20 protein-coding genes are annotated in these 20,570 nt (G+C 65.5%); 9 read left to right on the plus strand and 11 right to left on the minus strand.

The features are described from left to right. The first annotated feature begins 8 nt into the window (after nt 1-8). Nucleotides 9-845, plus strand: coding sequence for an enoyl-CoA hydratase-related protein (locus HU230_RS00405; RefSeq protein ID WP_176533463.1), 837 nt, complete (start codon nt 9-11; stop codon nt 843-845). Between the two features lie 21 nt (nt 846-866). On the opposite strand, the gene HU230_RS00410 is transcribed toward HU230_RS00405, so the two are convergent. The 6 genes from HU230_RS00410 to HU230_RS00435 form a co-directional block, all read right to left on the minus strand. Then, the gene (locus tag HU230_RS00410; protein WP_176533462.1) at nt 867-1,310 is read right to left on the minus strand and encodes a hypothetical protein; all 444 of its coding nucleotides are present in this window, start codon (nt 1,308-1,310) and stop codon (nt 867-869) included. Nucleotides 1,311-1,754: 444 nt separating this feature from the next. Then, on the minus strand, nt 1,755-3,107 hold the full coding sequence (locus HU230_RS00415) for an esterase-like activity of phytase family protein (protein ID WP_176533461.1): 1,353 nt from the start codon (nt 3,105-3,107) through the stop codon (nt 1,755-1,757). Nucleotides 3,108-3,215: 108 nt separating this feature from the next. Beyond that, nucleotides 3,216-4,019 carry a heme ABC transporter ATP-binding protein gene (locus HU230_RS00420; protein WP_176533460.1) on the minus strand — a complete coding sequence of 268 codons (804 nt, stop codon included), beginning with the start codon at nt 4,017-4,019 and terminating at the stop codon, nt 3,216-3,218. Further along, entirely contained in the window at nt 4,016-5,116 is a 1,101-nt protein-coding gene (locus HU230_RS00425) for a FecCD family ABC transporter permease (protein WP_176533459.1), read from the minus strand. The genes HU230_RS00420 and HU230_RS00425 overlap by 4 nt, the downstream gene beginning before the upstream one ends. Further along, complete coding sequence (locus HU230_RS00430; protein ID WP_176533458.1) at nt 5,113-6,063, minus strand: heme/hemin ABC transporter substrate-binding protein; 951 nt, start codon at nt 6,061-6,063, stop codon at nt 5,113-5,115. The genes HU230_RS00425 and HU230_RS00430 overlap by 4 nt, the downstream gene beginning before the upstream one ends. An 8-nt stretch (nt 6,064-6,071) precedes the next feature. Continuing rightward, nucleotides 6,072-6,278, minus strand: a complete 207-nt coding sequence (locus HU230_RS00435; protein ID WP_176533457.1) for a hemin uptake protein HemP — start codon at nt 6,276-6,278, stop codon at nt 6,072-6,074. Between the two features lie 250 nt (nt 6,279-6,528). On the opposite strand from HU230_RS00435, the gene HU230_RS00440 reads away from it, so the two are divergent. The 6 genes from HU230_RS00440 to HU230_RS00465 all read left to right on the plus strand — a co-directional run bounded on the left by HU230_RS00440 (nt 6,529) and on the right by HU230_RS00465 (nt 11,978). Continuing rightward, nucleotides 6,529-8,877 carry a TonB-dependent hemoglobin/transferrin/lactoferrin family receptor gene (locus tag HU230_RS00440; RefSeq protein ID WP_176533456.1) on the plus strand — a complete coding sequence of 783 codons (2,349 nt, stop codon included), beginning with the start codon at nt 6,529-6,531 and terminating at the stop codon, nt 8,875-8,877. Nucleotides 8,878-9,036: 159 nt separating this feature from the next. Then, nucleotides 9,037-9,369, plus strand: a complete 333-nt coding sequence (gene hmuQ / locus HU230_RS00445; RefSeq protein WP_176533455.1) for a heme-degrading protein HmuQ — start codon at nt 9,037-9,039, stop codon at nt 9,367-9,369. 47 nt (nt 9,370-9,416) lie between these two features. Further along, nucleotides 9,417-9,890, plus strand: a complete 474-nt coding sequence (hutX, locus tag HU230_RS00450; protein WP_210284616.1) for a heme utilization cystosolic carrier protein HutX — start codon at nt 9,417-9,419, stop codon at nt 9,888-9,890. Nucleotides 9,891-9,948: 58 nt separating this feature from the next. Next, nucleotides 9,949-10,701 carry a tonB-system energizer ExbB gene (gene exbB / locus HU230_RS00455; protein ID WP_224944081.1) on the plus strand — a complete coding sequence of 251 codons (753 nt, stop codon included), beginning with the start codon at nt 9,949-9,951 and terminating at the stop codon, nt 10,699-10,701. Between the two features lie 3 nt (nt 10,702-10,704). Continuing rightward, nucleotides 10,705-11,151: a TonB system transport protein ExbD gene (gene exbD, locus HU230_RS00460; RefSeq protein WP_176533453.1), complete on the plus strand. Its 447-nt coding sequence runs from the start codon at nt 10,705-10,707 to the stop codon at nt 11,149-11,151. 5 nt (nt 11,152-11,156) lie between these two features. After that, on the plus strand, nt 11,157-11,978 hold the full coding sequence (locus HU230_RS00465; protein WP_176533452.1) for a TonB family protein: 822 nt from the start codon (nt 11,157-11,159) through the stop codon (nt 11,976-11,978). 171 nt (nt 11,979-12,149) lie between these two features. On the opposite strand, the gene HU230_RS00470 is transcribed toward HU230_RS00465, so the two are convergent. From HU230_RS00470 to HU230_RS00485, 4 genes are all read right to left on the minus strand, one after another. Then, nucleotides 12,150-12,992 (minus strand): carbohydrate ABC transporter permease, encoded by an 843-nt coding sequence (locus HU230_RS00470; protein WP_375789772.1) that lies wholly within the window; start codon nt 12,990-12,992, stop codon nt 12,150-12,152. Between the two features lie 46 nt (nt 12,993-13,038). Continuing rightward, nucleotides 13,039-13,995, minus strand: coding sequence for a carbohydrate ABC transporter permease (locus tag HU230_RS00475; RefSeq protein WP_176533451.1), 957 nt, complete (start codon nt 13,993-13,995; stop codon nt 13,039-13,041). A 131-nt stretch (nt 13,996-14,126) separates the two neighbouring features. Beyond that, nucleotides 14,127-15,473, minus strand: a complete 1,347-nt coding sequence (locus tag HU230_RS00480; RefSeq protein ID WP_176533450.1) for an ABC transporter substrate-binding protein — start codon at nt 15,471-15,473, stop codon at nt 14,127-14,129. Nucleotides 15,474-15,614: 141 nt separating this feature from the next. Next, complete coding sequence (locus HU230_RS00485) at nt 15,615-16,658, minus strand: C-terminal binding protein (protein ID WP_176533449.1); 1,044 nt, start codon at nt 16,656-16,658, stop codon at nt 15,615-15,617. 269 nt (nt 16,659-16,927) lie between these two features. On the opposite strand from HU230_RS00485, the gene HU230_RS00490 reads away from it, so the two are divergent. After that, complete coding sequence (locus HU230_RS00490) at nt 16,928-18,613, plus strand: methyl-accepting chemotaxis protein (protein ID WP_176533448.1); 1,686 nt, start codon at nt 16,928-16,930, stop codon at nt 18,611-18,613. A 387-nt stretch (nt 18,614-19,000) separates the two neighbouring features. Here HU230_RS00490 and HU230_RS00495 read toward each other — a convergent pair whose 3' ends face one another. After that, the gene (locus HU230_RS00495) at nt 19,001-19,384 is read right to left on the minus strand and encodes a nuclear transport factor 2 family protein (protein WP_176533447.1); all 384 of its coding nucleotides are present in this window, start codon (nt 19,382-19,384) and stop codon (nt 19,001-19,003) included. A 135-nt stretch (nt 19,385-19,519) separates the two neighbouring features. Between HU230_RS00495 and HU230_RS00500 the strand changes: the two genes are divergently transcribed. Next, nucleotides 19,520-20,476: a LysR family transcriptional regulator gene (locus HU230_RS00500; RefSeq protein WP_176533446.1), complete on the plus strand. Its 957-nt coding sequence runs from the start codon at nt 19,520-19,522 to the stop codon at nt 20,474-20,476. The last annotated feature ends 94 nt before the right edge of the window (nt 20,477-20,570 follow it).

Here is a 20,570-nt window from a genome sequence, read left to right on the forward strand (position 1 = left end):
GAGGATCCATGAGCTACCAGCACATCATCGTCGATGATCCGCGTCCGCGCGTCCGCCGCATCACGCTGAACCGGCCCGAGAAGCGCAATGCGCTGAACAACCGCTTGCGCGGCGAGATTTTCGAGGTGCTGGAGCAGGCCGATCGCGACCCCGACATTTCGATCTCGATCCTGCGTGGCGCGGGTCCGTGTTTTTCGGCAGGCTATGATCTCTCCGCCGACAACCGCGTCGACCAGCCCTATCATTCGGCGTCCGGCCCCGGCCAGTGGTCGCGCCACGTCGTCGAGGGCTGGTTCTCGATCTGGGATCTGGCAAAGCCGGTGATCGCGCAGGTGCACGGCTATTGCCTCGCCGGCGGCACCGAGCTCGCGACCGCCTGCGACGTGGTCTATGTCGCCGACGATGCCCAGATCGGCTATCCGCCGGTGCGGCTGATGAGCCCGCCCGACATGCAGTATCACCCTTGGCTGGTCGGCATGCGCCGCGCCATGGAATTGATGCTGACGGGCGATGCAATGTCCGGCCGCGAGGCCGCCGAGTGGGGCTATGCGACCCGCTCGTTCCCGCTCGCCGAGCTGGAGGCGAAGACGCTGGATTTCGCCGAGCGCGCGGCGAAGGTGCCGGTCGAGCTGCAGCAGCTCAACAAGCGCAGCGTGCATCGCGCGATGGAGATCATGGGCGCCCGCGCCGCGATGCGCGCCGGCACCGAGATCCAGGCGCTGGCCTTCACCACCGAGGCGAGCAAGGCCTACATGGCCGGCTTCCGCCGCGACGGCGGCAGCGTGAAGGCCCAACTTGACCAGCGCGACACGACGTTCGGCGATTACCGGACCAAGAAGGAGTGACGGCTTGACGGCGAACGCGGGCTAGAAGCCCGCGTCCTCCTCCAGCCATTGCTGATTGTCCCAGCGCGCGCGGCGGCCGACGACATATTCGCGAACATCGTCCATGAAGCGCACTTTGCTGGCGAGTGCTCCAATGAAAGCCACGATCGCCGCGATCCAGGGCCACAGATGCATCAGCAGCGAGGCGGGTATTTGATTGGCGAACCCCGCCTGCAGCGCACCCGTGACCAGGTAAGCCAACACGCCCCAAGCAACGGCCAAGATCGTCGCCACGACCTCATAGCTGTTCTGATGAAATCTCACCAACCGTCGCATCAAGGCCAGGTAGGCAAAGTAGACGATCACGCCGAGAATCAAAGCGATGAGCCCGGGCGGAAGCCCCCAGCTCTGGTCCCAGGCCAAGTACGCAACGAAGCCCGCGGCGATGAACGCCTCGATGCAGGTCAGGCTGGATTTATCTCGCATGATTTGCCCCGAAGCGATTCAAGTATCGGCCGAGGCTATCATCATCGAGCGCTTCGGTAGAAGGGCAATTGCAAGACAACCGTTGGCGCCTTGTCCAGCGCGATCCTATGTTCGGGAATTCGGACGAAGAAGGAGCGAGCTAACGCTGAGTGAGGCGGGGCAGCTCCATCACCGTCACCCTGAGGAGGCCGCAAAGCGGCCGTCTCGAAGGGCGACGGCCCGGCTTGCTCCGCGCGGCATCGTCGGGGCCGTGCATCCTTCGAGGTTCGCTCCGCTCGCACCTCAGGATGACGGGACTGCTTCCGCATATTCACTGTCATGCCCCGCCTTGAGCGGGGCATCCAGTACGCCGCGGCTCATCCGTTGAGTTCGGACGCCTCTGGAATACTGGATCGCCCGGTTGAGCCGGGCGATGACACCGTTGTGTGTAGCGCGAGCAACCGCTCACTTCGCCTTCAGGAAGTCGCCGACTTCGAGCAGCACGAACTCGTTGTCATCGGCCTTGTTCGGGTCGCGGCTCGAGGAGAACGGCAGATTGTTGTCGTTGCCGACGATGATGCGGGTCTCGTCGACCCGGTCGACGTTCTCGATGGTGAAGAACGGGAAGGTGTAGACGCCGTCGTTGAGCGGCTTGCGGGCCTTCTTGTTCGGATCGCGGATCTTCATCAGGTCGATATAGGCGATCTTGCGCACCGGCTTGCCGACATTGGCGTCGGACAGCTCGATCTTGTAGACCCGCTTGAACTTGGCGAGGTCAGGGAAACAGTTCTCGCCGCGCTGGCCTTGCGGGCAGGCCTTGTCGGCGGTGCCTTCGCCATTGTCGCGCTCGATCTCGAGGCCCTGGGTCGGATCAATCATGTTGAAGTCGCCGATCGCATTGCCGTTCTGCTCGAACACATATTGCCAATAGCGACCGGTGAACTTCTCCGCCGCGACGTCGAATTCCAGGATGCGCGAGGCTTCCTTGCCGTCGACCTTCTCCCAGTCCTTCTTGTCGGCATCCCACAGCGGCCCTTCGAGCAGGCCGTAGAGGAACTTGCCGTCCTTGCAGGAGGCAAAGCCCTCATAGCCCTTGGAACGGCGCAGATTGACGTTGGTGTAGCTTGCGCCGGGCGCGCCGGGCGACTGCACGGCCCAGTGATCCGGCGAGCGCACCGGCTTGCCGTCGGCGACCGTCTCGAACACCGCGAGGATCTTGCCGGTCTTGTCGGCCTTGAGGATGTAGGGCCCGAACTCGTCGCCGATCCAGAAGGTGTCGTTGATGATCTGGAAGCCCTCGGTGTCGAAATCGGCACCGGTGAGGTAGCGCTTGGCGGTGTCCTCATGCACGATGCGGAACGGCACCTTCTTGTCGGTATCGTGCAGGAACACGGTCTCCTGACGCTCGATCTTGCCGTTCGCCCAGTCCATCTTGTAGCGGTTCAGGTACAGCATCGAGTCCGCCGAGTTGTAGCGCGAGCCCATGCCGTTATCGGTGATCACCCAGAACGAGCCGTCGGGCATCGCCTTGATGCCGGAATGGCCTTGCAGCGGCTGGCCCTTGAATGGCAGCGACACGCCGGTCGGCCGCTCGTAGGACTTGCCCATCACGGTGCCGATGGCGTCGACGCGCTTGCCGGTGGTGTACTTGCCCGATGTCTTCAAATCGTTCGGGGCATCCGCGGGGGCGTCGATGAAGCTCTCCGCCGGCATCACGGCATGTCCTGCCAGCGTCGCCAGGAATTCGCCCTCGCTCTGCGCGAACGCGGAGGTGGCGAGCAGGATCGAGGCGACGGAACAGAGCAGTGACAGGCGCATGGTTGATCTCCCAAAGGATAAACGATGCGATGTTCTCCGAGCCGCCTGTTACAGCCGGCTGACAGTTTTGTGAATCGCGGATGTTGCGACGGGATAAGGCTTGCGGCGTTACGTCGCCTTGCCCGCCGGCCGCATCGTCTGCGGCAGCAGGAAGGGCACGCCGCTCGTAGTATAGTCGATCGTGGCGTCGATCTCGAAGATCTGCCTCAGCGTGTCCGCTTGCATCGCGGCGGCACGGTCGCCGTCGACGGCAAGCCGGCCGCGATGCAGCAGCAGGATGCGGTCGGCGAACCGCATCGCGAGGTTGAGGTCGTGCAGGATCGCGATCACGGCGGTGCCGCGCGCGGCGCGCCGCCGGGCGGTTTCGACCAGGTCGATCTGATGCCGCAAATCGAGGCTCGAGGTCGGCTCGTCCAGCAGCAACAGCCCCGGCCCATGCAGCGCCTCGCCGCAGGCGAGCTGCACCAGCACGCGGGCGAAATGCGCGCGCTGCTGCTCGCCGCCGGACAGCGTCGGCAATTGCCTGAACCGGAAATGCGCCAGCCCGACCTCGTCCAGCGCGGCAGTGACCAGCGCCCGCGTCACCGCGCGCGGACGCTCGCCGGCGCCCATGCTGACGATTTCCTCGACCGTGAACGGGAAGGTGACGTTGACGTGCTGCGACAGCATCGCACGGTGCCGTGCCAGCTCGCGCGGACCATAGGCGTTGAGGTCGCGCTGCCTGAGCCGGATCGTTCCGCGCGACGGACGGAGATCGCCCGACAGCATCCGCAACAGGGTCGATTTGCCGGCGCCGTTGGGACCGACGATCGCGACCATCTCGCCGGCGCCGATCTGCAGCGAGACCGCATCGACCAGCGCCGCGCCGCCGACCGTCATCGATACCGACTGCGCCTCCAGCAGCGCGCTCATAGCGACACCAGGGAGCGCTGGCGCAGCAGCATGGCAAGGAAGAACGGTGCGCCGATCGCCGCGGTCAGGATGCCGATCGGCATTTCCGCGGGGGCCACGATGGTGCGCGCCACCGTGTCGGCGCCGACCAGCAGGATGGCGCCGAGCGATGCGGAGGCCGGCAGCAGCAGGCGATGCCCGGGTCCGATCACCAGCCGCAGCAGATGCGGCACCACGATGCCGACGAAACCGACCACGCCGCAGACCGAAACCGCGACCCCGGTCATCGCCGACACCAGCACGATCGAGATCCGCTTCAGCCGTTCGACATCGACGCCGCTGTGGAACGCCTCGGCCTCGCCGAGCACGAGCACGTCGAGCCCGCGCGCAATCCAGAGGCAGGCGATCAGGGCCACGGCCAGCACCGGCGCCAGCGCCGTGAGCTTGGTCCAGGTCGCGCCGCTCAGCGAACCCAGCATCCAGAAGGTGATGTCGCGCAGCTGGCGGTCGTCGGCGACGAAGACCAGCAGCCCGATGCCGGCATTGGCGATCGCGGCAATTGCAAGTCCGGCGAGCAGGAAGATCGCAATCGAGGTCCGGCCGCCGCGGCTCGCAATGCCATAAAGCACGATGGTCGTGACCAGCGAACCGGCGAAGGCCGCGATCGGCAGCAGCTGATGCTGCAGGAAGCGCAAGCTCTCGCCGAACTGGCTGTCGGTGAACACGATCGCCGCCGCGGCGGCAAACGCGCCGCCGGAGGAGACGCCGACCAGCGCCGGGTCGGCGAGGGGGTTGCGGAACAGGCCCTGCATGATTGTGCCTGATACGGCAAGGAGTCCGCCGACCATCGCGGCCGCGGCGATCCGCGGGATCCGGATCGACCACACCACGAGCTGGTCGCGCGCGAGCAGCGGGTTGGCCGCGCCGTCGGCCCATAGTCCGAGCGCGGCGGGAAGCCGTGCCATTGGGATACCCGCGGCGCCGACCGTCAGGGCGACCAGAGCGCTTGCTGCGAGCGCCGCAAGCAGGCAGAGCAGGGCGAGTGTCGCTGCCGGCCGCAGCGACATGCCGGCGCGCCGTTGGTTCGCACGCGTGCGGCGTTCGGCCAGCACACTCATTGCCGGCAGTTCGCGGTCAGCGCCGCCGGCTTGAAGGTGGCGGCCTCCGGCGCCAGCGCCGGATAGAGCTTGACCGAGAGGTCGCGTGCCGCGGCCGCGGTGCGCGGCCCGAAGCCGAGCAGGTAAAGCCCCTCCATCGAGATGAAGGCCTTGTTGGCCGCGACCGGTGTCAGCGCGAAGGCCGGATGCGCGAACACGGCCTCCGGCGTCAGCGAATCCTTGCCGCGATCGATCGACAGCACGACATCCGGTTTCGCGGCCACGATGGCTTCGTCGTTGACCGGCTTGTAGCCGTCGTAACCGTCGATCGCGTTGACGCCGCCGGCGAGCTGGATGATCTCGTCCGCGGCGGTCTTGTGGCCCGCGGCCAACGCCCGGCCGTTCAGGAGCGACATCACGAACATCACGCGCACCGGCTTTGCCACTTTGGCGCGCAGTGTGCGCAGTTGTGTGAGATCGTTTTCCACCGCCGTGGCCAGGCAGGCGGCGCGCGGATCGGCGCCCATGGCGTGGCCCACCAGCCTGATCTTCTCCACCAGCCCGGTCTCCGAGAACGTCTCCGGCACCAGCACCAGCGGCACCTTGGCCGCCTCCAGCACTTCCATGGTCTCCTTCGGCCCGGAGCCCTGCACCGCAAGCACCAGCGATGGATGCAGGCCGAGCACGCCCTCCGGCGACAGCTGACGCATGTAGCCGACGTCGGGCTTCTCGCGCAGTGCGGACGGCGGGTAGAGGCTGGTCGCATCGACGCCGGCAATGCGGTCCTCGAAGCCGAGCGCATAGAGGATCTCGGTGATTGCGCCGCCGATCGAGACGATCCGCGTGGGATCGTCGATCACGACGTCGCGGTCGCGTGCGTCGTGCACGGTGATGCCCTCGGCGGCCGCTGCGCCGATCGGCAGCAGACAGCAGAACGCGAGCAGAGCGAGCGTGCGACAAATTGTCATCGGGGCGGTCACTTGGTCAGGATCAGCTTGTTCTGCGAGGTCAACCGCAAGCGGTAGTGCTCTTCGCCATGCACGATGATGATCTCGCGCTCAGCCGAGAACAGGTCGCGGCTGTCGAGGCGATTCCCATGCATGATGAGCGTTTTGGCAGCGTCAGACGCTGATGCGGCCTGTTTTCCCGCCGCGCCGATGTTGTCTCCGGAAGTTGCCGACATACTCGTGGTGCTGCGCCTACGAAATCTTCAAATGATGCTTGCTTGTATAAGCGGGCGACAGCGCATTCCAACGGCTGCACTTTACAATCGATGTAAACAGCGCTGCCGCATTCTTGACCGTTTTGTTGCCGGCTCGTAACCAATCATCACACGATGTAGGCTGTGGCTTGCATCGCAACGTAGCCAGCAAGCCGCTCAGTGGAGCGCACGCCAGCCAAACCAGAAGAGCGAAGATCGGGCTGGGGCTAGAATGGCTGACGGGGCTAGGGTTTCGCGCGCCTTGATGTTGGGTGCGTCGGTGTTTTCAATTTCGGCAGCACTGCCGGCAGGCGGTTTGGCGCAAACGGCCGATGCTTCGGCTGCGCGTCCCGCGACCGAGCGGCCGAAGCAGGCCCAACGCAAGCCGAAGCCTGCGGCCAACCCGCAGGCGGCGGCGTCGCCGGCGATGAATGCGCGCGCGCAGATCGGCGCGGTGCCGGTGCAATCGCTCGACACCATCACGGCGGTCGCCTCCAAGACCGAAGAGCGCGCGATCGACGCGCTGGCGCCGGTCAGCTCCGTCACGCTGGAGAAGATTCAGGGCCTGCAGCCGAACCGGGTGTCCGACATCTTCTATAACGTGCCCGGCGTCTCGTTCCAGGAACGCGGCGACGATCCGGCGACCGTCATCAACATCCGCGGCCTGCAGGACTTCGGCCGCGTCGCCGTGGTGGTCGACGGCGCGCGGCAGAATTATCAGCGCACAGGCCACAACGCCAACGGCTCGTTCTTCCTCGATCCCGAATTGGTCGGCGGCGTCGACGTGGTGCGCGGCCCGACCGCGAACATCTACGGCTCCGGCGCGATCGGCGGCGTGGTCTCGTTCCGCACCAAGGATATCGACGATGTGGTGCGTCCTGGCGAGCGCTGGGGCGTCGACATGTCGGGATCCTTCGGCAGCAACAAGGACCGCGGCATGGGTTCGGTGTTCGGCGGCGTGCGCGCCGATCCGAATGTCGATGTCTTCGGCGGCGCGGTCTACCGCACCCGGAGCAACTACGAGGACGGCGCGGGCACCGAGATCGGCAACACCGGCAACGATATCGCGGCCGGCCTGATGAAGGTGACGATCCGCCCGGCCGAAGGCCACGAGTTCAAGATCGGCGGTGTCTTCCAAGACTACCAGTACAATATCGGCCAGCCCAACCGCGGCCCGACCACCACGGCGGCGCCGCTGGCGGCGATCGCCGGCTCCTCGGTCTACGCCTCCGATGCAAGGAACTACACGGGCACGCTGAGCTGGCGATACTCCAAGCCCGACGACATGCTGTTCGACTGGAACATCTCGGTCTACGGCAACCGCACCGACAACGACCAGGTCAAGACCTACAACAACCGCATCAGCACCGGCGGCGGCGTCTGCACGCTGGCCGATCCCGGCAACAACATCTCCGGCTGCGTCGGCGACAAGCGCGGTTACTCGCTCGACACCGTCGGCCTCGACGTCAACAACACCTCGCGCTTCAATTTCGGCGACTGGCGCAACGCCCTAACCTACGGTTTCGACGCCTTCCGCGATGATGTCGAGACCTTCGACTCCCGCGGCAATTCCAACATCACGACGCCCGGCGGCCAGCGCACGGTGTCGGGCGGCTTCGTGCAATTGAAGCAGAACTATTCGACCTGGCTCGAGCTCGTCAGTGCGGTCCGCTACGATCATTACGAGCTCACCTCGATCAACACCACGACCAGCGGCGACCGGCTGTCGCCGAAGATCACGGTCGGCGTCACGCCGGTGGCCGGCTTCACGCCCTATGTGAGCTATGCCGAAGGCTATCGCGCGCCGTCGATCACCGAGACCCTGATCTCGGGCGGCCACGCCACCGGCGGCGGGCCGGCGCTGTTCAACTGCCCCGATGGCACCAGCGGCCTGTTCTGCTTCCTGCCCAATGCGGCGCTGCGGCCCGAGGTCGGCAAGAACAAGGAAGCCGGCATCAATCTGAAGTATGACGGCATCTTCACCGCGAACGATTCATTCCGCGGCAAGATCAACGTGTTCCACAACGACGTCGACGGCTATATCGACCTCGTCCCTTCGGCGCCGACCCTGACGCCGTTCGGACGCTTCAGCCAGTTCTACCAGTACCAGAACATCGCCCATGCCCGCGTCGAGGGTCTTGAGCTCGAGACGATGTATGACGCGGGTGACTGGTTCGTGGGGGTCACCGGCCATCTGATGCGCGGCCGGAACACCGGGACCAATGTCGGGCTCGCTACCATCACGCCGCGCAAGGTGACGACGACGGGCGGCGTCCGCCTGCTCGACCGCTCGCTGATCATTGCCGCGCAATGGTCCTCGTTCGGCGCCAACAACGATTTGCCGGCGGGCTATCTGCCCTCGACCGGCTACGAGCTGGTCAATCTCTATCTGACCTGGAACGCCACCAAGGACATCACCTTCACAGCGTCCGTCGACAATCTCTTGAACCAGTACTACCGGCCCTATGCGATCCCGGGCTCCTCGACCGATGGCACGACGCAGAACGACGTGCTGTTCTCGAGCCCCGGTCCGGGCACCGTCTACAAGGCCGGGCTCAGGATTCACCTAGGTGGAGCGTAACGCGACGAGCCGATCATTCCATCCAGGTTGCTCCGGCCGCGCTGGTGCCCCCAGCGCGGCCTTGGCGTACTCCTTGGCGCATTCATGTTATTAACGAGATCAACCGGCAGGATCCAAGGCATCGTCCGAGGCAGCCGCCGCCAACAGGAGAAGACTTTCATGTTCATCGCAATGAACCGGTTTCAGGTGATCAAGGGCAAGGAACAGGCGTTCGAGACGGTCTGGAAGACCCGTGAATCCTATCTCGGCGATCTGCCGGGATTCATCGAATTTCATCTGGTGAAGGGCCCCGAGGCCGAGGACCACACGCTCTATGCAACCCACACGGTGTGGGGTAGCAAGGGAGCGTTCGAGGACTGGACCCGGTCGGATGCGTTTCGCCGCGCCCATTCTCGCGCCGGCAACGAGACCGGCGGCAGCCTCTATCTCGGCCATCCCAAATTCGAAGGTTTTGAGGTGCTGATCACCGAGCGGGCCAAGAGCCCGGCGTGACGGAGGCGGCCGTGCAGAACGCGGAGCTCGCCGGGCTGAAGGCCTATATGGCCGACAATCCCGGCGCAGTCATCGAGGACGTCGCGCGCTACTGCAAGGTGACGCCGCGCGCGGTGCTTGAGGCGCTGCCCGAAAGCATGGTGCGGATCGGCGCTGCCGAGTTCGCCGCCACGATGCAGGACATCGCGGAATGGGGTGAGGTAACGCTGATCGTGCACACCGATGACGCGATCTTCGAGTTCACCGGCGCTGTTCCGAAAGGCGAAGTAGGCCGCGGCTATTTCAACCTGATGCAGCCGAAGGGCCTGCACGGCCATCTCAGGCATGAGCGCTGTGCGGCGATCGCCTTCGTCGAGCGGCCGTTCATGGGGAAGGTGTCGGCCTTCATCGCTTTCATCAATCTCGACGGCGGCATCATGTTCAAGGTGTTCGTCGGCCGCGACGAGACGCGCGCGTTGCGCGGCGACCAGCTGGCGCGCTTCCACGCGCTGGCGGACCGCTTCGCACCGAAAGCGGGCTGAGACCGACGAAGGACGGGAGGCGACCATGTCGCAGCGCAGGCTTGGGCGACGTATCGGGATGTTGGCGGGCGCCGTGTTCGGCATGCTGCCGGGCGCGAGCCTCGCCGCAGCCGACGCCGCACTGCTGCCGCGCAACCTCTCGCCCTGGGGCATGTTCGAGAGCGCCGACATCGTCGTGAAGGCGGTGATGATCGGGCTCGCCTTCGCCTCGCTCGTGACCTGGACGGTCTGGCTCGCCAAGACCGTCGAGATCCGCCGCAAGACGACGCTTGCGCGGCAGCGGATAGGGCTCCTCGAGCGCGACACGCAGCTTGCCGAGGTCGAGCAGGCGAGCCGCGACGGCAGCGATGCGGTGGCGCAGATCGTGCAGTCGGCGTCGCGCGAGGCGGCGCTCTCCGGTGGCATGTTCGACGACAGCTTCAGGGAGCGCATCGCGCTGCGGCTGGAGCGGATCGAGGCGGCGATGTCGCGGCAGATCGCGCGCGGCACCGGCGTGCTCGCCACCATCGGCGCCACCGCGCCGTTCGTCGGCCTGTTCGGCACGGTCTGGGGCATCATGAATGCATTCATCGGCCTCTCCGAGGCCCACACCACCAATCTCGCGGTGGTCGCGCCTGGAATCGCGGAGGCGCTGCTTGCGACCGCGCTCGGTCTGGTGGCCGCGATTCCGGCTGTCGTGATCTACAATCACCTGACGCGTTCGATCGCGGCCTACCGCGCGCTGCTCGGCGACGCCTCGGTCATGGTGATGCTGCTGGTCAGCCGCGAGGGCGATCGCAGCCTGTTCCGGCTGGCGCGCGCCGCGGAGTAGGGGATGGGCGCGAAGCTTGGCACTGGCGGTGCGTTCGGCGGCCGGCGTCGCGGCGACGACGAGCTGACCGAGGCCCATGAGATCAACGTCACGCCGTTCATCGACGTCATGCTGGTGCTGCTCATCATATTCATGGTGGCGGCGCCGCTGGCGACCGTCGATCTCGGTGTCGACCTGCCGGCCTCGACCGCCGAGCCGCAGCCGCGGCCGGACAAGCCGGTGTTCGTCACGGTGAAGCCCGACCTCTCGGTTGCGGTCGGCGGGGACGTGATCGCGCGCGACGCGCTGACCGCGACCCTCGACGGCGCGACACAAGGCAAGAAGGACGAGCGCATCTTCCTGCGCGCCGACAAGGCAGTCAGCTATGGCGACCTGATGGAGGTGATGAACCTGTTGCGCAATGCCGGCTATCTCAAGATCGCGCTGGTCGGCCTCGACGGACGCAGCTGATTTCGATGAATGCGTATGCGCTTCATGATGCGGACGACGATATCAGGTTGAGGCGGTGGGGCCTGTCGGCGGCCGCGATCCTGGCAGCGCATGCGGCGCTGATTGCGCTCGGCATCACCTGGGTCTCTGCGCCGCCGCCGGGCGTTGCCGTGCCCGCGGTGCTGGTCGACCTGACGCCGATCACGTCCTCGCCGGCGATTTCGGAGACCGAACTGCCGCCGGGTCCGGCGATGCAGGAGGCTGACGCCTCGCCGCCGGAGCCTGCCGCCGCGCTGCCGGTGCAGGAGGAGATCGCGCCGACGCTGCTGCAGGAGAAGCCCGAGGTGACGGCGCCGCCGGAGCAGAAGCAGCAGGCCAGGCCGCCGAAGCCCGAACCCGCGAAGGTCGTTCCGGAGCGGAAGCCCGAACCCATCAAGCCGAGGGTGGTCCGCCGGGAGGCAAAGAAGCCGTCCGAGGCGACGCAGGCACCACGCACCAGCGCGCCGAGCCGCGCCGAGCGTCAGGCGCCCGCGGCATCCGCGATCAGCGCCGGCGCAGCCGCGTCGGCGATCGCGGCCTACAACGCACGCGTTCGCGCGCATTTGCTGCGGTTCCATTCCTATCCGGCCGGGGGCAACGGCCAGCGCGGCGTGGTCCGCCTGGTGTTCACGCTCGGCCGCGGCGGGCAGGTGCTGTCGAGCCATCTCGGTTGCTCCTCCGGCAATCCGACCTTCGACACGCGGGCGCTGGCGATAGTGCGCCAGGCCCAGCCGTTTCCGGCGTTTCCATCCGAGGTCACGCAGGGCTCGATGGCTTTCAGCGTGCCGGTCGCGTTCGTGCCGCGCTAGTACCAAGCCTCACTGACCTAGGTCGCACTTCATTTTGCCGTCATCCTGAGGTGCGAGCGGAGCGAGCCTCGAAGGATGCACGGCCCCGCCGGTGGCCGTCGATCCTTCGAGACGCGCTTCGCGCTCCTCAGGATGACGGGAAAGGCTGAGTTCGCTTCGACCGACGCCCCGCTACTCCTTCACCGCCCCCGTCAGCGACGACACGTAGTAGTCGACGAACAGCGAGTAGAACAGCGCGACCGGCAGCGAGCCGAGCAGGGAGCCGGCCATCAGCGCGCCCCACTGGTAGACGTCGCCGGTGATGAGCTCGGTCAGGATCGCGACCGGCACGGTCTTGTTGGCGCCGCTCTGGATGAAGGCGAGCGCGTAGATGAACTCGTTCCAGGACAGCGTGAAGGAGAAGATGCCGGCCGAGATCAAGCCGGGTACCGCGAGCGGCAGCGTGATCCGCCACAGGATCTGCAGCCGCGTTGCGCCGTCGACCAGCGCGCATTCCTCGAGTTCATAGGGGATCGACTTGAAATAGCCGATCAGGAGCCAGGTGCAGAACGGCACCAGGAAGGTCGGATAGACCAGGATCAGCGCCAAGGGTGAATCGAACAGGCCGAACTGCACGATCACGGTTGCCAGCGGAATGAACAGGATCGACGGCGGCACCAGATAGGCGAGGTAGATGCCGAGCCCGACATAGGGGCTGCCGCGGAAGCGCAGCCGCTCGATCGCGTAGGCGGCGAGCGTTGAGGCGAACAGCGACAGGAAGGTCGAGCCGATCGCGACCAGCATGGTGGTCTTCAGCCAGCGCGGATACGACGTGTCGAACAACAGATGCTTGACATGCGCGAGCGTCGGCGAGGTGATCCAGAACGGATTGTGCTCCTTGTAGTTCAAGAGCTCCGCGTTCGGTTTGAACGAGGTGATCGCCATCCAGTAGAACGGGAACAGCAGGATCAGGATGAAGCAGGCGAGCGGCAGATAGATCATCACCACGCGCCGGGCGCGAGAATCCCACGCCATCGTGTCGGGCGTGGCGCTGGCGACGTTGGAGGATTGGGCGGCAACGTCAGTCATTGGCTTCTCCCTGCTGCCATTTGCGGCGGGCGAGGCCGAAGTAGCTGAACAACGTCGCGAACACGAGGAACGGGATCATCGAGACCGCGATCGCTGCACCCTCGCCGAGCTCGCCGCCGGCGATGCCGCGCTGGAACGCCAGCGTCGCGAGCAGATGGGTCGAGTTGACCGGGCCGCCGCGGGTGATGGCGTAGACGAGCTGGAAGTCGGTGAAAGTGAAGATGATCGAGAACGTCATCACGATCGCCAGGATCGGCATCATCATCGGGAAGGTGATGTAGCGGAAGCGCTGCCAGGAGGTGGCGCCATCGAGCATCGCCGCTTCATAAAGCGAGGGCGAGATGGTTTGTAGCCCGGCCAGCAGCGAGATCGCGACGAACGGGATGCCGCGCCAGATGTTGGCCGCGATCAGCGAGAACCGCGCCGGCCAGGGCGAGCCGAGGAAATCGACATTGCTGTCGCGCAGGTGCAGCACGTCGACCAGCAGATAGGAGATGATCGAGAACTGCGGATCGTAGATCCACCAGAATGCCAGCGCGGAGAGCACCGTCGGCACGATCCATGGCAGCAGCACGATGGCGCGGATCAGGCTCTTGAACGGGAAATGGTTGTTGAGCAGCAGCGCCAGCCAGAAGCCGAGCGCGAATTTTCCGAAGGTTGCGACTGCGGTGTAGAAGATCGAGTAGAACACCGCGTTCCACCACAGGGGATCCTTGAGCAGATACTGGAAGTTCTCGAGCCCGATATAGACACCGCGCTGGCCGATCGTGGTGTCGGTGAAGGCGAGCCAGATGCCGAGGCCGAGCGGATAGGTGAGGAACACCAGCAGCAGGCCGACCGCGGGCGCAAGGCACATCACGATCAGGAACGGCTTGTAGTCGAACAGGCGCGCGAGCCAGCCGGGCTGGCGTAGTGCCGCGCCGCGTGAATTGAGGGTGGTTACGGACATTGAATGCTCGTCTTGTCGTCATTGCGAGGAGCGAAGCGACGAAGCAATCCATCTCTCCTCTGGGGCGTTATGGATTGCTTCGCTTCGCTCGCAATGACGGTTGATTAAGTTTCGCGGTTCAATGACCGTCGTTACCGGCCCTGCCGCCGGAAGTACCGCTTGGCGCGCTGCTCGGCTTCCGCGGCGGCAGCCTCGGGCGTTGCCGCATCGGTCGCCACCGAGGCGCACATCTGCACCAGCACGTAATCCGCGTTGACGGCACCGGTCGCGGTCGAGATCGGCCCCTTGTAGCCGTTGTAATAGGGGCTCTTCATCGTGTCCTTGAAGATCGCGACCTTGGGATCGCCCGACCACACCGCAGCGTCCGCGTAGGCCGCGAGCGGCTGCGACCAGTAGCAGGAGTTGGCGTTGAGCCACGGCTCGTACTGCTCCTTCTCCAGCATGAATTGTAGGAAGGCCTTCGCCGCGTTGGGATACGGGCTGTGCTTGAACACCATCGCATTCAGGGTCAGGCCGGACATCGGCGAGGTCGATGCCAATCCCTTGGGCAGCAACTGATGCTCGGTGTCGTCGGCGATCGCCTTGGTCGCGGGATCGTTCTTCAGCGAGAAGTACAGCGAGACGCCGTTGCCGGTCAGGCCGATCTCCTGCGACGAGTAGGCGCGGTTGTTGGAGACGTCGTTCCAGGATGGCGTGCCGGCGATGAAGGTCGGATAGAGCTCCTTCAAATATTTCAGTGCGGCGATGGTCTCCTTGCTGTTGATGATGATATTGCCTTCCTCATCGAGCAGCGCGGCGTTGTGCGACCACAACAGCCAGTTGGCGAAGCCGTTGCCGTCGCCGACGGCGTTGCCGAGCGCGAAGCCCGCCGGCTTGCCGGCCGCCTTCAGCTTCTTGCAGAGCGCGAGGATGCCGGCGTGGTCTTCCGGCACCTTGTCGAAGCCGGCCGCGTTGACCAGTGACTTGCGGTAGACCAGCGGGCCGCCCGAGGCGCCGAACGGCAGGCCGACCCAGCTCTTCGACTTCGAGCGCATGCCGTAGCGGCGCGCCAGCGTGAGCCATCCGCCGTAGCGCTTGTCGAGATAATCGGCGACGTCGGTCAATTCGATCAGCTTGTCGATATAGATGTGCGGTGCGTCGCCGAAGCCGATGATGATGTCGGGGCCGGCGCCGGAGTTCGAGGTCACCGCGGTTTGCTGATTGATGTCTTCCCAGCCGACGAAGTCGACCTTGACCTCGACGCCGGTCTTGTCGGTGAATCGCTTGGCATTGGCGCGGAACACGTCTTCGTCGGCCTGGACGAAGCGCACCGGCCGCAACATGCGCAAGGTCGCGCCCTTCTCGATCGGCAGCGCCGGCGCCGCCACGTCGGCAGCCTTCACTTTCGATGCGTCCTGCGCCGCAGCCCCGGTGACCGCCAGTGCCGCCGCGGACGCCCCCAGCGCCAGCGCGTCGCGACGCGTGATCTCGTACTTCATGTCGTTCGCACTCCCGTTCTTATTGTTTCGTTGTCATTGTTCCTTCCCGGCGTTGGCCGCCGGTGAAGGGTCTTGTGGTCGCGGCGCGCCCGCGCGAAGGGCCCGCATGGCGGGTCCTCGCGCGAAGAGCGCATTCCCGCCTTAGCTGTTCGGACCGCGATCCATGCTGACGGGCTGCCAGCGGCGCAGCGCGGTGTCTTGCAGCACCGACGGGTTGACGCAGCTTACCGGCCACATGCCTTGCAGCACTAGTGACAATTCGTAGCCCACCCGGCGCTTGCGCGCCTCGTCAAAACGTGCCGATGCCGAGGCGACATGGGCGGTCAAGGTAACATTGTCCATCCCGAGCATCGGATTGTTGTGCGACGGGGGCTCCTTCTCCAGCACGTCGAGCGCGGCGTGGGCGATCCAGCCCTCCTGCAGCGCCTTGATCAGCGATTCCTCATCGACGGTGGCGCCGCGGCCGGTGTTGATGAAGATGGCCGATTTTCTCATCTGACGAAAATGCTTCTCGGTCAGCATGTGGTGCACTTCGGGCCGCGCCGGGGCGTGCATCGAGACGAAATCCGACTGCGACAGCACCTCCGACAGCGTCGAGGGAATCACGCCGTGGTCGTACATCAGCGTTTCCTGAATGAAGGGATCGTAGGCCATCATCCTGAGGCCGAACGGCGCGGCGCGCTTGGCCACCGCGCGGGCGACGCGGCCGAACGAGATGAAGCCGAGCGTCTGGCCCATCAGCCGCGGAATCTTCAGCAGCGCCGGGCGGCCCTCGGCCCAGCGGCCGCTGCGCACCATCTTGTCCTGCTCGATCAGGCGGCGGAAGCCGGCGAGCAGCAGCATCATGGCGTGGTCGGCAACCTCCTCGATGAAGGTGTCGGGGATGTTGGTGACGGGGATGCCGCGGGCGGTCGCGGCCTTGACGTCGACCGAGTCGACGCCGACGCTGCCGAGCGTGATCACCTTGCAGTTCTCCAGCGCGTCGATCACCGCTTTGGTGATCGGCATGCCCTTGGCGTAGATCGCGTCCGCGGTGCGTGCCGCGGCGATGAATTCGGTCTCGTTGGCCGGCGCCTCGACGATCTCCGCGCCGATCGGATCGAGCGCCTCGCGCTCATAATCATAGCCGCCGCCGGCGACCGTGAAGCTCGCGCCCTTCGGCGTCACCACCCTGAATTTCGACATTGTCTGCTCCCGATTGAGGTCTTCTGTTCTTGCTTCTTGCTGGTCTGCTTCTTGATGTTCTTGCTTCTCGGAGCGCGGCTTGGATCACCACTGTCCCTACTTCTACGCGAGCGGCGCTGTTCGCTCCACAATTGCCGGTTGGTCCGCGGCCCGATTCTCCGGGCTTCTACGGGGAACCTCCGTAACCATCAGGTAAAGGGTCTCACATTACGGTGAGCGGAATCAATCCGCCAATCGCGTCGCGTTCCCCGCCTCTTCTGGAGATCCCCGTGAAGCTGTCAAATCTGAAGATCACCCCCAAGCTCGGCATTCTGGTGGGGGTGACCCTCCTTGGTCTGTGCACGGCCGGCATCCTCGCCGGTCACCTGATGCAGCGTGAGATGACAAATGCACGCATCGACCAGGCCAAGGCCATCGTCGAGATGGCGAAGAACATGGCGGCGGGCCTGAAGAAGGAAGTCGACGTCGGCAAGATGACCAAGGAGGCCGCGCTGGCCGAGTTCGGCAAGCGCGCCAACGCCATGACCTATGACAACGGCGCCGGCTATCTGTTCGGCACCGACTACAACGGCATCACCGTGCTGGCGCCTGATCCGAAGCAGGTCGGAACCAACCGCATGGACGTCGTGACCAATGGCCGCAAGCTCTCGCAGGAACTGATGGACGGCGTGAAGGCCAAGGGCGAGATCCTGCTGTTCTATGATTATGTGAAGCCCGGTCAGGAGACGCCGATCCACAAGCTCGGCTATGCCGTCGCGGTCCCCGGCTTCGACATGTATCTCGGCACCGGCGCCTATCTCGAGGATATCGACGCCAAGATGCGGCCGATCGCGTGGCTGCTCGGCCTTGCGATCCTCGGCATCGGCATCATTTCCGGCTCGGTCGCCTGGCTGATCGGCCGCAGCATCTCCCGGCCGCTCAACCTGCTGGGCTCGCGCATGCGCGACATCGCCGACGGCAAGCTCGACGGCGACATCCCGGGTGTCGGCCGCGGCGATGAGGTCGGCGGCATGGCGGCGACCGTGCAGATCTTCAAGGACAATGCGATCCGCATCCGCGGCCTTGAGCAGGCCGAGGCCGAGACGCAGGCGCGCGCCGCCGCCGAGCGGCGCAGCGCGATGCAGGACCTTGCGAGCGATTTCGAGCGCAGCGTGAACGGCATCGTCCGGACGGTGGCCTCCGCCGCCGCCGGCATGCAGACCACGGCGCAGTCGATGACCGCAACCGCCAGCGACGCCAGCGCGCGGGCCGCGACCGTCGGTGCCGCCTCCGATTCTGCCTCCAACAATGTCGGCACCGTCGCCGCGGCGGCCGAGGAACTCTCCAGTTCGGTTGCGGAGATCTCCCGCCAGGTGGCGCGCTCCAGCGAGGTCGCAAGCCAAGCGGTGGCCGATGCCGAGCGCACCAACGCGACCGTGCAGGCGCTCTCCACCGGCGCCGAGAAGATCGGCGAGGTGGTCAAGCTGATCCACTCGATCGCCGCCCAGACCAACCTGCTGGCGCTCAACGCCACCATTGAGGCGGCGCGCGCCGGCGAATCCGGCCGCGGCTTCGCGGTTGTCGCCTCCGAGGTGAAGGCGCTGGCCAACCAGACCGCAAAGGCGACCGAGGAGATCTCGGCGCAGGTCGCGGCGATGCAGGCCTCTACCGGCGAAGCGGTGACATCGATCGGCGGTATCACCGCGACCATCGCGCAGATGAGCGAGATCACCGCCTCGATCTCGACCGCGATCGACCAGCAGGGCGATGCGACGCGCGAAATCGCGCGCAACATCCAGCAGGTCGCAGCCGGCTCGAGCGAGATCTCCGCCCATATCGGCGGCGTCACCACCGCGGCCGCCGCCACCGGCACCGCCGCGGGCGACGTGCTGTCGAACGCGCGCGAGCTCGACACCCAGTCCGGCATGCTGCGCAACGCGGTCGACGAGTTCCTGCAGAAGGTACGTGCGGCGTGACGGATCGCGCAGGGTGGGTTAGCTAGCGAAGCGCAACCCACCCAGCGCATTCCACGACTGCGCATCCCCGTCATCCAGAGGTGCGAGCCTTGCGGCGCAATTGCGCCGCCGGGCGAGCCTCGAAGGATGTGCGGCCCGGCTGGTGGCCGTCGATCCTTCGAGACGCGCGCAACAGCGCGCACCTCAGGATGACGGAATTGGCAGGTGCCGGGAGCAGCCTTTCGCCGCATGGCTACTCCCGGGCCGTCGCAGGGATGGGCTGCCAAAAATATCGAAAACAACCCCATGCAAAGTAGCCGATGGCGGCCGGCGGTCGACCAGGCAACTTGACACGTCGGGCAAATCAGCCTCATTATTCCGGTATTCAGAAATATTGGTGAGGGGGCGCTACGATCCCGCCGGGAAGACCTGCGCGACGTGAAAGGCCTTGGTGGTGATGAGCCACCTGCCGTCGATCCGATGAAACACGAGATGATCGATGAAGCCGGTTTGGCCGGCCCTGACGCGCACCTTGGCGATGGCCAGATCGGACGCGGTCTGGTCGATGCTGATGATGGCCTCCTCGCGCGGCGATTTCATCGACGCCGGCGAGGGACGGCTACGGATGAAGTCGCGAAATTCCGCGGCCGACCGCACCGTGTGCTTGCCGTCCCGGATGCCGTGTACGATGCAGCCATCGGAGAAGACGTCGCGGAACCGGCTATCGTCGACGTCATACATCAGGTCGAAATATCCATCGATCGCGGATGCGATGGCCTGGATGTCGCTCATTGCAAAATCTCCGTAGCGGATGATGTGGCGGTGGCCTCACCGGATCGAACCGGTGATCTGCGCCGACAGTGGCCGATATGGTGGCGGAGTGCTACGACTGGCCGGTCATCTCTTGGATGACTGAGAGGCATCGGCATGGACGAAGTTGACGGTCGGCTGGTTGGCGGCCTGGTGGTGCTCGCGGCGCTGGCGGATGCGCGCAGCTTTGGCCGGGCCGCCGAACGGCTCGGCATGACGCAATCCGGGGTCAGCAAGGCGATCGCCAAGCTCGAGGCGCGCCTCGATGCCAGGCTGGTTCACCGCACGAGCCGCGCCGTCGAGCTCACCGAGGAAGGACGCGCGCTGGTCGAGCGGGTTGCCGCGCATCTGGCCGGGATCGGCGAGGCGGCGGCGGAGACCGCGAAATCGCGCGATGCGGTCCGCGGCAGGCTGCGGGTCAATGTCGATCCGCTGTTCTCCCGCATGGTGCTGTCGCCGAAGCTGAGCGAGTTCCTGCTGCAGAATCCGGGCATGGAGCTGCGGATCGAGACCCGCGACCGGATCGCGGATCTGGTCAGCGACGGTTTTGATCTGGCGGTGCGTTTCGGCGAGCCGGCGCCGTCGGCGCTGATTGCGCGCCGCGTCCTCGATGCGCGCGTGCTCACCGTGGCCTCGCCGATCTATCTCGAACGGCACGGCCGGCCGCTTGATCCGCGGGAGCTGGCGAGCCGCGACCATCAGTGCATCCTGGCCATCGACGCGGCGACCGGGCGTCCCTTCGATTGGGAGTTTTGGCGCGGCGGCGAGGTCGTGCCGGTGGCGGTCAACGGGCGGCTCACCGTGACCGATTCAGGAACCAAGCTCGGCGCTTGCCTGGCCGGCTTCGGCATCGCGCAAGTGATCGATCTCGGCCTCGACGATCACCTGAGGAGCGGCGCGCTGATCGAGCTGTTTCCCGACTGGCCCGACGAGCGTTTTCCGCTCTACGTCTATTACGCCTCGCGTAACCACGTGCCGGCCAAGGTGCGGCGGTTCATCGACTTCATCACTGAAACGCTGACGGCAAAGCCCCATTCGCCACGCAAGTCCGCCGGCTTGCGCAAGGCAGGTTAGAGCTTCGGTTCTGATTGAATCAGAACCGAAGCTCTAGATTCTTGCTTTGACGCGTTTTCTTCACGCGAACCGGTGCCCACTCCGCTCGAAAACG

The organism is Bradyrhizobium quebecense, assembly GCF_013373795.3.
GTDB lineage: Bacteria > Pseudomonadota > Alphaproteobacteria > Rhizobiales > Xanthobacteraceae > Bradyrhizobium > Bradyrhizobium quebecense.